The sequence below is a fragment of the Burkholderia sp. 8Y genome (genome assembly GCF_902506145.1).
In the GTDB taxonomy this organism is placed as follows: domain Bacteria; phylum Pseudomonadota; class Gammaproteobacteria; order Burkholderiales; family Burkholderiaceae; genus Caballeronia.
Map to the genome: position 1 here is coordinate 660,883 of NZ_LR733519.1, position 12,762 is coordinate 673,644.

Genomic DNA, 12,762 nt, shown 5'->3' on the forward strand with positions numbered 1-12,762 from the left:
GCGAAATAACGGCAGACGGGGCGTGCCGCGTCGGGCAAGGAAACTGCCGATCCAGGCTGCCTTAAAGGATCGCTTAAGGGACGTTGGACGCGCGATCGTCGTGGGCAGACTGACAGAGACGCGGAAAGAAAAATGCCGTCCCATTCTTGCAAGCAGGACGGCAAGTTTTGCCTGGCCGGCGCGTACGCCGAGTATGCGCCGGTCCTGCGTCGCGGCAAAGTGCTTTATCGACACCGTGCAGCGCGTTTCTTGACGAGCATCACTCGAAGAAATGCGCGACGATCGGATACAGCGACAGAAGAAGCAACGCGGCCATCGTCAGATTGAAAGCGCGCAACAGACGCGGATTCGCAAGGAAGCGCCGCAACGATACGCCGAAAGCCGCCCACGCCGTGATGCACGGCAGGCCGACCGCGATGAACACCAGCGCCATGATCGCCGCGTTGAGCGAGAGGCTCGCGTGCAGATGAATGGTCGTGGCGGCGGTCAGCACCATCATCCATGCTTTCGGATTGACCCATTGAAACGCGACGGCTTCGTAGAAGCGCATCGGGCGGCGCTCGCCGTCGCGCGTCTGCACGGACGACGACGTGCCGATCTTCCACGCAAGGTACAGCAAATAGGCCACGCTCGCGGTTTCCAGCACGGAATAGAGCCACGGCAGATGCCCGAACGCTTCGGCGAGACCGAGGCCGGCGGCAAGCATCAGAAGCGCCACGCCGGCGCTAATGCCGAGAACGTGAGGCACCGTGCGCCGCAGACCGAAGTTCACGCCCGAGGCGAGCAGCATGGTGTTGTTGGGTCCGGGCGTGATGCTCATCACGAGCGCGAGGAGCGCGGCTGCGGGCAGGGCGTTGAGCAGGGTGGAGGTCATGGTGCAATGCGAGTGGAGGATCGATCGCTGCCAGTGTACGGGCGCGCATCTGTACAGTACCGATACAGATGCGCATTTGAATCCCGGTACGGCGCCTCAGACCGGAAACGGATTCCGCTCCGCGAATCCTTCCTGATGCCAGTACGGATAAGCGGGGCGCACCTTGCTCGCCTCGTCGAGCCGCTTGACCTGCTCGGCGGTCAGGTTCCAGCCAACGGCGCCGAGGTTCTGTCGCAGTTGCTCCTCGTTGCGCGCGCCGATCAGCACGGTGGCGACCGTCGGACGTTGCAGCAGCCAGTTCAGCGCGATCTGCGGCACCGTCTTGCCCGTTTCCTCTGCGATGGCATCGAGCGCATCGACGACGCGGTACAGATACTCGTCAGGCACGGGCGGCCCCACGTCCGCCGTCTTGTGCAGTCGGCTCGATTCCGGCAGCGGCTGCCCGCGCCGGATCTTGCCGGTGAGACGCCCCCAGCCGAGCGGACTCCAGATGACAGCGCCGACGCCCTGATCGAGACCGAGCGGCATCAGTTCCCATTCGTAGTCGCGGCCGATCAGCGAGTAATACGTCTGGTTCGCGACGTAGCGCGGATAGCCATGACGGTCCGCGACATCCAGCGATTTCTGCAAATGCCAGCCCGAGAAATTGGACACGCCCGTGTAGCGGATCTTGCCCGCGCGCACGAGATCGTCGAGTGTGGAAAGCGTCTCTTCCACGGGCGTTTTCGCATCGAAGCCATGCAACTGGAACAAGTCGATATAGTCGGTTTGCAGCCGCTTGAGCGCATCGTTGACCGCGTTGATGAGATGAAAGCGCGATGAGCCGACGCTGTTGGGATCGTCCGCATCGAAACGAAAGGTCGCTTTCGTCGAAATGATGACCTTGTCGCGCCGGCCTTTCAGCGCCTCGCCGAGAATGGATTCCGACGAGCCGCGCGAATAGATGTCGGCGGTGTCGAACATCGTGACGCCCGCATCGAGGCAGATGTCGACTAGCTGGCGCGCTTCGCTCACGTCTGTCTCGCCCCAGGCCTGAAAGAATTCGCCCTTGCCGCCGAACGTGCCGGTGCCGAAGCTGAGCACGGGAACCTTGAAGCCCGAAGCGCCTAAGTGTCGATATTCCATTGCGTATCCTCTGCATTGAACGCTGCGTTGAAGAAGGATGTCGATTGACGAGACTACCGCAAGCGCGGTTCGCGCGCAGCACACGCGGTTCGAACGCGGGCATGGGCCTTGCAAACGCCTTGCGCAACGTATGTCACATGCATTCCAACATGGAGAGCGTTTGAACGACACATCCACGGGCGTTTCCCGTGCGAACGCCGCGACGACCGACGACCTCGGCGAATCCTTCTTCCAGCCCGAACGCAACTGCGCGAGCGTGCGTCATGCGGACCGCTTCAGCCTGCTCATCGACGGGTCGGATTATTTTCGCGTGCTGCGCGAGGCGATCACGCGCGCGGAGCGAACGGTGTTCATTCTCGGATGGGACATCGACAGCCGCATGAAGCTCACGCCCGAAGGCGCGAACGACGGCTATCCCGACGCGCTCGGCGACTTCCTGCATGCCATCGCGGCGGAAAAGCGCCGCCTGCGCATCTACATCCTCGCGTGGGATTTCGCGATGCTTTATGCATTCGAGCGCGAATGGCTGCCCGTGTACAAGATGGGCTGGCGCACGCATCGGCGCATTGCGTTTCAGATGGACGGCAAGCATCCGCTCGGCGGTTCGCAGCATCAGAAGATCGTCGTGATCGATGACCGCCTCGCGTTCGTCGGCGGCCTCGACTTGACGCGCTCGCGCTGGGACACGCCCGCGCACGCGCCCGACGATCCGCATCGCCGCGACGCGAACGGAGCGGCGTATCAGCCGTTTCACGACGTTCACACGATGTTCGACGGCGACGCCGCCCGCGAGATGGGCCTCCATGCGCGGGAGCGTTGGTCGCGGGCATGCGGCAGACGGCTCGCGATTCGCGCGCATCGTGCGGCATTGCAAGGCGATCCGTGGCCGCCTTCGCGCGCCGCCGATATCGAAGATGTCGATCTCGCCATCTCGCTCACCGAGCCCGCGTATCTCGGCCGCCCCGCGGTGCAGCAGATCCGCACCCAATATCTCGATGCCATTGCGCGCGCGCGGCGCAGCATCTATATCGAGAACCAGTACTTCACGTCCGGTTCCATTGGGGCGGCGTTGTCCGATTCGCTTGCCCGCGAGGACGGTCCCGATCTCGCCATCGTGGTGCCGCGCAATCAGAGCGGCTGGCTTCAGGAAGTCACGATGGGCGTGCTGCGCGCCCGTCTCCATACGCTGCTGAAGCAGGCGGACCGGCACGGGCGCTATCGTCTGTTGTGCCCGACGGTGCCTGATCTCGGCGAGCACATCGTCAACGTGCATAGCAAGCTGATGATCGTCGACGACGACTTGCTGATCGTCGGCTCGGCGAATCTGAACAATCGCTCGATGGTGCTCGACAGCGAATGCAACGTGTCGATCGATGCGGGCGCCGATGCGCGTATCCGCCGCGCGATTGCGAAGATGCGCGACACGCTGCTGGCCGAACATCTCGGCTGCGAAGTGACGGACGTCGTGCGCGAGCGCGAAGCGCGCGGCGGCCTGAACGCGGCGATCGCGGCGCTTTCGCGCGATCGCGACGAACACCGCACGCTGGTGCCGCTCGATCCCGTGGTGTCGCGCGAACTCGATCAGCTCATTCCGCCCGATGCGCTCATCGATCCCGAAACGCCCATCGCCGCCGACGAACTCGTCGATCAGTTCGTGCCTGCCGAGAAGACGCGGCCGCTTATCGGCCGCTTCGCGCTGCTCGGCGTGCTCGCGTTGATGTTCGTCGGCCTCGCTGCGGCGTGGCACTGGACGCCGCTCGGCGATTACGTCAACCTGAAGTCGCTCACGAGCGCCACGCGGCGCATCGACGCGTTGCCTTTTGCGCCGTTATGGATCGTGTTGTGCTTCGTGGCCGCCGCCGTCATTTCGGTGCCCGTCACGGTGCTGATCGCGACGACGGGCCTCGTCTTCGGCGCGGGATGGGGCAGCGTGTATGCCTTCACGGGAGCGATCGCCGCTGCTGCCGTCTCCTATCTGCTGGGCTTCTGGCTCGGTCGCGATGCGGTGCGCAAGCTCGCGGGCGCGCGCGTGAACCGGCTATCCGAGCGTGTCGCGAAACGCGGGATCGTCGCCGTCGTCGTGTTGCGGCTGCTGCCGGTCGCGCCGTTTGCCATCGTGAACATGGTGGCGGGCGCGTCGCACATTCGCATGCGGGACTTTCTCATCGGCACGCTGATCGGCATGGGTCCGGGCATTCTGCTGACGGTCGCGTTCGCGCATCAGCTCGTGGCGTCGCTGCGTCATCCGACGGTCGGCTCGTTCGCGGTGCTGATCGGCGTCGGTGCCGTGTTGATCGCGTTGTCGATCATGCTGCAACGCTTCCTCGGCCGCGCCCATCCGCATGAAGACGTCGCGCATGAAGGCGCGCCGAGCGACGAAGACAAAGCACGCGCCAGCGAGGAAGCGGCTCGCGCGAGCGTCTTGCGCGATCGCAACGCGATACCGCGCGACGCGGCGCCGAACGCATCGCCGAACGCATCGCCGAATGCATCGCCCCGCAGCCACGACGAGGTCAGCCCATGACGTTGATGCACGACGCCGGAATTGACATTGCACGTGCGAGCGCAGCGCGCGCCGACGAACTTCGCATTGCGACGTACAACGTGCATGGCGCGGTCGGCATCGACGGCAAGTTCGCGCCGGAACGCATCGGCGAAGTGCTCGCCGAGATCGATGCCGATATCTTCGCGCTTCAGGAGGTGCCGCTCGGCGGCCGCACGGCGCCCAACGTGCTCGACGTGCTGCAACGCATGACGAACCTGCACGCGGTTCCCGGTCCGACACTCGATACACGCGAGCGCCGCTATGGCAACGCCGTGCTCACGCGCTTTCCGGTGCAGTCTGTCCGCACGCTCGATCTTTCGTTCGGCAGCCGCGAGCCGCGCGGCGCGCTGGATGCAGACATCGATTGCGGCGGCGAGACATGGCGTGTCGTGGCCACGCATCTGGGTCTCGCATCCAGCGAGCGGCGCGCGCAAGTCGAACAGGTGCTGCAGAGCTTCGACACGCCCGCGCTTCCCGTGATCCTGCTCGGCGATCTGAACGAATGGTTCGTCTATGGCCGCACGCTGCGGCGCCTCGTCACGCACTTTCATCGCGCGAGCGCGCTGCGCACGTTTCCGACGCGCTGGCCGCTCTTCGCGCTCGATCGAATCTGGGTGCATCCGGGCGAACGGCTCATGCGTGTCGACGTGCATCGCACGCAGCTTTCGCGCATTGCATCCGACCACTATCCGCTCATCGCGCATATCGCGAACGCTTCAACGAACGGCGAGTGATACGCATCCCGAGCAATGCGATGAAGAGATAAGCGATGCGCGTGTCAGCATCACGCCACGCAGCATCAAGAAAAGCCCTGAAAAAACGATATAAAAACGCAAAAGACTCGCACGAACGCGTCCGGCGTATGTAGAATCCGGCGTAATACGCACGCATCGGTGCGGACGTATTCGATATCAACGACCAAACAGGTAGGAGAAACATGCCGACTTCCGCAAAAACCGCTGCTAAGAAAGCCACGGCCAAGAAGGCCACGGCAAAGACCGCCGCACCGGCCAAGAAAGCAGCCACCAAGGTTGCCGCGAAGAAAGTAGCCAGCAAGACCGTTGCCGCCAAGAAGACCCCGGGCAGCTTCGCGCCGGTCAAGGACACCTTCACGAAGGCATCGCTCGCAGCGCATCTGTCAGAGCGCGCCGAAGTGGATGTGAAGGCAGTCAAGGCCGTGCTGGTCGCGCTGGAAGACACGATCCTCGGTTCGGTTCACAAGAAGGGCTCGGGCGAGTTCACGCTGTCGGGCCTGCTGAAGATCTCCGCGCAAGCCGTTCCGGCCAAGAAGAAGCGTTTCGGCAAAGATCCGTTCACCGGCGAAGAACGCTGGTTCCCGGCAAAGCCCGCAAGCGTTCGCATCAAGGCACGCGCGCTGAAGAAGCTGAAGGACGCCGCAGCCTAAGCGGTATAGTCGCGCTCGACGTTAGCGTCGGTGCCTGAAGAGGCCCGCTTTCCGCGAGGAAAGCTGGCCTCTTTTGCATGGGTTGATTAGCTGTCGCGTGCGTTGGTTGCGTCGAAGACGGACGCCACCCAATCCACGAAAACCCTGACGCGCGCCGATAATTGACGGCTATGCGGATAGAGCACCGAGACGGGCATCGGCGGTGGCGGGAAGGCGGGCAGCATGCATTGGAGCCGGCCGACCGCGAGCGCATCGTCGATGTGATAACGCGGCACCTGCACGATGCCGAGGCCCGCAAGCGCCGCCTGCGTGTAAAGCTCGACGCCCGTCACCGAGATAGCGGACGCAAGCTCGACCGTTTCAATGCTTCCGTTCACCACGAATTCCAGCGGCACCGCGCGACCCGTCGCGCTCGATATGTAGTTGACCGCGCGATGCGATTCGAGCACGCGCAAGTCATCCGGCGCGCCATGCCGCGCGAGATATGCCGGACTTGCCACGGTCACTTGTTCGAGCAACGCGACGCGTCGCGCGATCATCGACGAGTCCTGTAACGTGCCCGCGCGCAGCACGCAATCGACGCCTTCGCGCACGAGATCCACGAGCCGGTCGTCTTCGCCGACATGCAGTTCGATCTGCGCATACCGTTCCAGAAATGCGGGCAGCGCCGGCACGATGAAATGTCGCGCAAGCGTGCCTTGCAGGTTCACGCGCAAAAGCCCTTTCGGTTCGGCATGCCGAAACGAACCTTCCGCTTCTTCCAGGTCTTGTATCAACCGTACGCAGCGCCGGTAATGCGTTTCGCCGTCGGGCGTGAGGCGCACCGTGCGCGTCGTGCGTTCGAGCAGACGCGCGCCGAGGCGTTCCTCGAGACGCTTCATCAGATTAGTGACGGTAGCGCGCGGCATCTGCAAATCGTCGGCGGCTTGCGTGAAGCTGTGGCGCTCCGCAATGCGTACGAACACCTGCATCTCCTGGAAGCGATCCATGTTCCGGGCCTTTCGTTTTGCGTTGATTGTTGAAGCAACTGGAACGATGATACTAAGCCGCGCCCGATGATCGCTTAAGCGGAATGATCCATCATGCATCGCATCCATCAGCTACTTTCAAGGAGCGAGTCATGAGTCAGGCACAAGCGAAACGTGTGGCCGTCGTCACGGGCGCATCGCGTGGTATCGGCGCGGCGATCGCGCGGAGGCTCGCGCGCGAGGGCTTCGCGATCGCGGTGAACTATGCGTCGAGTGCAGAAGAAGCGGATGCCCTCGTCGATGATTTGCGCGCGGCGGGCGGCGCGGCCATCGCGGTCAAAGCGAACGTCGCGTCATCCGGCGACGTGCAGCGCATGTTTGACACGGTCGAAGCCGAACTCGGCAAGGTCGATGTGCTCGTCAACAACGCGGGCGTGCTGAAGCCCGCACCGCTCGCCGATACGAGTGACGCGCTCTACGACCGTACGTTCGACATCAACGTGCGCGGCACCTTCAATACGCTTCGCGAGGCGGCGTCGCGCATGAACGACGGCGGGCGCATCGTGAACTTTTCGAGCACGACGCTCGCGCTGAACATGCCGGGTTACGCCGTCTACAACGCGACGAAAGCGGCCGTCGAAGCGTTCACGCAGGTCTTTGCGAAGGAGTTGCGCGGGCGGCGCATCACGGTGAACGCGGTCGCGCCGGGACCGGTCGCGACCGCGCTTTTTCTGGACGGCAAGACTGACGAGCAGGTGGCGAACTTCGCGAAGATGCCGCCGCTGGAACGTCTCGGTCAGCCCGACGATATCGCGTCCGTCGTGGCATTTCTCGTCGGCGCGGATGCAGGTTGGGTCAACGGCCAAGTGGTGCGCGCGAACGGCGGCGTGGCCTAGACAGACAACGCAAGTTGCCCCGCGCCTGCATTCGGCGTTGCAACGGCGCGGCGGCGCGGCGCGGTCCGCTTCTCATGCGACGCCGCCGGCAAGATGAGTCCTTGCTGCACGACGAGGCTGAAGGCGGGACGCGCATCGCAGGCGATCCATTCGAGTTGTCCCGATGCGAATCGTTTCGCGAGCAGGCTGTACACATCGGCATCGAATGGACGAAGCTCGGGCGCGCTCGCGAGTAGCGCGGCGATGTCGTCCCGCGACACGCACGTGCCGACATAGCACCAGCGATCGATCACGTGCCATGCTTCGCGGCCGGTCTGCGCATCGCGCTCGGCGATCGCAACGGGGCCATCGTGAGGCCAGCGCACGATGCGCGACGCGTCGAGTGCTTCGCGTGCGCGCGCCGCGTGATCCGCGAGCGTTTCGACGCCCGCGCATGCGCCGAGGCAATGCTTCACCTGAAAGCCGAAGCAGCCGCGCGTCCTTCCTGTCGGCGCTTTTTCCAGACCGAGCGTCGCGTGACAGAGATTGTGTTCATCGGCGAGATGACGCATGAAACCATGCGCCTTGCCGCGCGACGCGAACACGCCGAAGAGATGCGGTTCGCGCGAGAGATCGCGCTTGTCGGCGCGCAGCAGCACCGGCGAAGGCGCGCCCGGCAGCCATTGCCACGCGCATGCCGGCGACGCGCGCTTGAGCAGGCGATTGTGGACCGGCCGCAGGTCTTTCACGAGCTTCGCTTCGAGCAGCAGCGCCCCGAGTTCGCCGACTGTCTCGCGATATTCGATGCGCCGTATCGCCTGCGAGATCGACAAGTCCTTCGCCAGCCGATGATCGCCCGAAAAGTGCGCCGTCACGCGCTGCTTCAGGTTGATGCTCTTGCCGACGTAGAGCGTCACGTCGTCGTCGCCGTGAAAGAGATAGACGCCGGGCGTGGACGGCAGCGCGTCGAGTGCGCCTTCGGGCAACGCGGCGGGCAGGCTCGCGCGCTTCACGAGCGTCTTCACGGCGGCATCGATCAAGTCTTGCGAGTACAGCGCGTGAATTTTCAGCCAGAACTGCCAGAGCAGGTCGGCATCGGCGAGCGCGCGGTGGCGTCCTTGCGGCGCGAGGTCGAGCCGCGCGATCAGCGCATCGAGACCATGCCGCTCGACCGACGGAAATAGCGCACGCGACAGCCGCACCGTGCAGAGCGTGTCGGCGCGAAACGCGATGCCCGCGCGACGGAATTCGTTCTTTAGAAAGCCGTAGTCGAAGCGCGCGTTGTGCGCGACGAAGAGCTTGCCGTGCAGCCGCTCGGCCAGCGCCGGCGCGAGCGATTCGAACGTCGGCTGGCCGCGCAGCATGGCGTCGTCGATACCCGTGAGGCGCGAGACGAACGGCGGCACGGGCACGCCCGGATCGACGAGCACGCTCCATTGCTCGATGCCCGCTGTGCTCGCCTCGACAACGCCGATTTCGGTGATGCGGTCCACCGTGGCATCGCTGCCCGTGGTTTCAAGATCGACGAACACGATCGGGCGCGCAAGCCCGGCGAGGAGGGTATCGGCGAGGGAATCTTCTTGCATGAAAGCGGCGTGGACGAAAGGCGCGAACGAAAGAGGCTGACGTGCGCCGAGTCTAGCGCGAAAACGGCACGCGCACCCGCGCTAAAGCCGGCGTACAGGCGTGCCGTTAAGCAAAAACCTGCACGCACGATGCAGCGCGCAGGCACGATCAGTACAATGGCGGTCTGGTTTTTTGTTTTCGGAAATATCAACATGACTTACTGCGTGGGCATGTGCGTGGACGAGGGCCTCGTGTTCCTGTCCGACACGCGCACCAACGCCGGCGTCGACCACGTCAGCGCCGCTCGCAAGATGGCCGTTTTCGAGCAGCCCGGCGAGCGCGTGCTCGTGCTGCTCGCGGCCGGCAACCTCGCGCTCACGCAAGCGGTGACGCAGTTGCTCGCCGAGCCCGCCGATCACGACGCGCCGACGCTCTATAGCTGCGCCACGATGGCGGAAGCCGCGCGCATCGTGGGTGATGCGGTGCGCGAAGTGCATCGGCGCGATGCGCTGTCGCTCGCGGAATTCAGCGTCGACTTCAATTGCAGCTTCATTCTCGGCGGTCAGATTCACGGCCAGGGTCCGCGCCTTTTCATGGTGTATGCGGCGGGCAATTTCATCGAATCGACGCGCGTGTCGCCGTACTTTCAGATCGGTGAATCGAAGTACGGCAAGCCGATCATCGACCGCGTGATTACTCCGGCGTCGCCGCTCGACGAGGCCGCGAAATGCGCGCTCATTTCGATGGATTCCACGCTGCGCTCGAATCTCTCGGTCGGTCTGCCGCTCGATCTGCTGGTCTACGAGAAGGACGCGCTGCGCGTCACGCGCTTCGCCACGCTCGACAACAACAGCGCGTATTACCAGATGATCAACCGCACATGGGGCGAGCGCCTGCGGCAGCTTTTCGGCGAGATTCCAAACCCGACGTGGACCGACCTCGCCGACGTGCCGCTGCGCCGGCGCGAGGCGGGCAACACGGTGCCGCGGCTGGTGATTGGCGACCTGCCCGCCAGTTCCGACGCGCCCGCGCAGACGCTCGCGCAGGACGTCGAAGGCGCGGGCAACGCCCCCCAGCAGTGAACGTTCAGCGGGCGTTCGCGCGGCATTGCAGCGGCATCGCGATGCTCGACCTGATCGCCTGCATCGTGCGCGGCGAGTCCGCCAGCACGGCGTCGATGCCGAGGCACGCGGCGGCGCGGTAATCCTCCGCGTTGTCGATGCCGATAGCGAGCACATGCGCCTCGCCGCGCGCCCGGAAGCATGCGAGCGCCTGCGGTGTCCACAGTTGCGCGATCACGGGCGAACGCGCTTCGCCGAGCGTGAAGGTCTCGACCAGTTCCATCTGCCTTTTCCACTCGAATGCGGCCCACGTGCCGGGCTGCGGCGGCTCGGCGCACGTATGCGCCAACGCGACGCCCGCGAGCCGTCCACGCGTCGCATCGCGCGATTCGAAAAGCCGCGCGCGCGGATAGGCGGCGAATGCGCTCTGATACACGGCGTCGGTGGAATAGATCAGCACGCGTTGCCATGCGTTCGCCCGATCCAGCACCCGCGCGACGGCCGCCGCTTGCGGCTCGGCGGGCAGCGCCTTCATGTCGAGCATCACGGGCACGGACGCCGGAATCGCGGAAAGCGCGTCTTCGAGCGTCGGAATGCGCAGCGGATGCGCGCGATACGGATACGTTCGCGCGCCCATCGCATCGACGCGTGCGAAATTCCAGCCGGCGTTCAGACGTTGCAGGGCCGTCAGGCCGAGGTTCTCGACGGCGCCTTTGCCGTCCGTGTTCGCGGACAGATCCGCCGGGCGATAGAGCACCGGCACGCCGTCGCGCGTGAGCTGAACCGAAAGCCAGATCGCGTCCGCGCGATGTTCCAGCGCGCCCGCGATGGCGAGCAGCGTGTTCTCGGGAAAGTCCGCCGTGCCGGCGCGGTGCGCGACGATCATCGGCAGCGCGGGCGGTTCGTCCGCGAACGCATGCGCGACGCCGCTCGCGAAAAGCGCAGCCAAAGCGATGCAGCGAAAGAGGGCGAACGCGCGGGCGACCATCAATTGAGCTCCGTGAACGGCGGTATCGAAACGCGATTTTGCATGGAAGCGGCCACGCGACGACCGCGCAAAAAAAACAGCCATCGGAGAACCGATGGCTGTTCGAGATACCGCTTGTCCGATGACGCGGCACTCGCGTGCCACGCCAACCGGTTGTTATTAGAACTTGTGACGCAGGCCGATGAGGACCAGTTCCTGGTGGCTGCGGCCGCTTTCGAAGCCGAAGTCGCTGATCGAAGCCGTCGCGCCGACCGTCGAAGTCGACGTGCCGTTCGCGTTGTTCACGCGCTGCGTGCCGCTTGCGTGCTGATACGCGCCAACTGCGTAGACGTCCGTGCGCTTCGACAGCGAGTAATCGGCACCGATCGAAGCCTGGTGATACGTTGCCGACGTGTCGCCGCTGCCGTGCGTGTACGTGTAGCCGAGACCCAACAGCGTAGCCGGCGTCAGCTGGAAGTTCACGTAGCCGTTGCCGATGTTGAACTTCTCTTGCTGCGAGAACAGCGAGTTGCCGTCGTTCTTGTACTGCGCGAAGCTGTACGACGCGCCGACCGTGAACGGACCGAACACGTACTGGCCTGCGCCGCGTGCGATGCCGACCGCGTGAGCCGTCGAGTAGCCGCCGTTGATGACGGTGTTGAACAGCGAATCCGACGACGGGCTGTTCCAGCCGGTGTTCGTTGCCGTCAGCGGCGTGCGGCCTGCGCTCGGGTTGTTCACCTTGAGGTAGCTGGCTGCCAGCGAGAACGGGCCGTTCGCGTAGGTTGCCGCGCCGCCCCAGGTCATGCCCTGGCCGGTCGCGCCCGCCAGGTTGCTGAAGCCGTAGATGCCTTCGAACTGGAAGCCCGAGAACACCGGCGACACGTACTTGACGGCGTTGCTCACGCGCAGGCTGTTGTCGTAGTTGTCGACGTCGCCCGGGGTTGCAAACGCTGCGCCCCAGTAGTTGTCAGCCGTGAGGCCCTGGACCATGTCGACCGACGGGTCATATTGGCGACCCAGCGTGACCGTACCCCACTGATTGCCGCTCAAACCGACGAACGCCTGACGACCGAACTCGCGGCCACCCTGGTTCAGACGGCCCGTACCCGGATCGAAGCCGCTTTCCAACTGGAACAGTGCCTTCAGGCCGCCGCCGAGGTCTTCCTGACCCTTCAAGCCCCAACGCGGGCCGGACAGCGTACCGTTGACCATGCCGAACAGATGGTCGCCCGCTGCGTTGGCATGGCTGACATAGGCAATGCCCGTATCGATCACGCCATACAGCGTCACGCTCGTTTGTGCCTGTGCCGCGCCAGCCGCGCCGAGCAGGGCCAGCGAGAGGGACGTCAGTGCGAATCGTTTCATCGAATTCT

The 12,762-nt window shown here is 64.5% G+C and carries 11 protein-coding genes; 5 read left to right on the top strand and 6 right to left on the bottom strand.

Annotated elements, in window-relative coordinates:
- Positions 1-259: 259 nt before the first annotated feature.
- On the bottom strand, positions 260-874 hold the full coding sequence (locus GV035_RS02895) for a LysE family translocator (RefSeq protein ID WP_159833194.1): 615 nt from the start codon (positions 872-874) through the stop codon (positions 260-262).
- A gap of 96 nt (positions 875-970) precedes the next feature.
- Positions 971-1,999 carry an aldo/keto reductase gene (locus tag GV035_RS02900; RefSeq protein ID WP_159833196.1) on the bottom strand — a complete coding sequence of 343 codons (1,029 nt, stop codon included), beginning with the start codon at positions 1,997-1,999 and terminating at the stop codon, positions 971-973.
- 130 nt (positions 2,000-2,129) lie between these two features.
- Here GV035_RS02900 and GV035_RS02905 point away from each other — a divergent pair, with 130 nt between their 5' ends.
- From GV035_RS02905 to GV035_RS02915, 3 genes are all read left to right on the top strand, one after another.
- Positions 2,130-4,523, top strand: a complete 2,394-nt coding sequence (locus GV035_RS02905; protein WP_159833198.1) for a VTT domain-containing protein — start codon at positions 2,130-2,132, stop codon at positions 4,521-4,523.
- On the top strand, positions 4,520-5,278 hold the full coding sequence (locus tag GV035_RS02910; protein ID WP_159833200.1) for an endonuclease/exonuclease/phosphatase family protein: 759 nt from the start codon (positions 4,520-4,522) through the stop codon (positions 5,276-5,278). Before GV035_RS02905 ends, GV035_RS02910 begins: the two co-directional genes overlap by 4 nt.
- A 203-nt stretch (positions 5,279-5,481) precedes the next feature.
- On the top strand, positions 5,482-5,949 hold the full coding sequence (locus GV035_RS02915) for an HU family DNA-binding protein (RefSeq protein WP_159833202.1): 468 nt from the start codon (positions 5,482-5,484) through the stop codon (positions 5,947-5,949).
- Positions 5,950-6,035: 86 nt separating this feature from the next.
- On the opposite strand, the gene GV035_RS02920 is transcribed toward GV035_RS02915, so the two are convergent.
- The gene (locus GV035_RS02920) at positions 6,036-6,938 is read right to left on the bottom strand and encodes a LysR family transcriptional regulator (RefSeq protein ID WP_159833204.1); all 903 of its coding nucleotides are present in this window, start codon (positions 6,936-6,938) and stop codon (positions 6,036-6,038) included.
- Positions 6,939-7,069: 131 nt separating this feature from the next.
- On the opposite strand from GV035_RS02920, the gene GV035_RS02925 reads away from it, so the two are divergent.
- A complete protein-coding gene (locus GV035_RS02925) occupies positions 7,070-7,813 on the top strand; it encodes an SDR family oxidoreductase (RefSeq protein ID WP_159833206.1) in 744 nt (247 codons plus the stop codon).
- On the opposite strand, the gene GV035_RS02930 is transcribed toward GV035_RS02925, so the two are convergent.
- A complete protein-coding gene (locus GV035_RS02930) occupies positions 7,810-9,378 on the bottom strand; it encodes a 3'-5' exonuclease family protein (RefSeq protein ID WP_159833208.1) in 1,569 nt (522 codons plus the stop codon). The two genes, GV035_RS02925 and GV035_RS02930, sit on opposite strands and share 4 nt — an antisense overlap.
- A 192-nt stretch (positions 9,379-9,570) precedes the next feature.
- Here GV035_RS02930 and GV035_RS02935 point away from each other — a divergent pair, with 192 nt between their 5' ends.
- Positions 9,571-10,440 (top strand): proteasome-type protease, encoded by an 870-nt coding sequence (locus tag GV035_RS02935; protein WP_159833210.1) that lies wholly within the window; start codon positions 9,571-9,573, stop codon positions 10,438-10,440.
- 4 nt (positions 10,441-10,444) lie between these two features.
- Here GV035_RS02935 and GV035_RS02940 read toward each other — a convergent pair whose 3' ends face one another.
- The gene (locus GV035_RS02940) at positions 10,445-11,407 is read right to left on the bottom strand and encodes a glycerophosphodiester phosphodiesterase family protein (RefSeq protein WP_201303891.1); all 963 of its coding nucleotides are present in this window, start codon (positions 11,405-11,407) and stop codon (positions 10,445-10,447) included.
- A 159-nt stretch (positions 11,408-11,566) separates the two neighbouring features.
- On the bottom strand, positions 11,567-12,754 hold the full coding sequence (locus GV035_RS02945; protein WP_159833212.1) for a porin: 1,188 nt from the start codon (positions 12,752-12,754) through the stop codon (positions 11,567-11,569).
- Positions 12,755-12,762 lie beyond the last annotated feature (8 nt).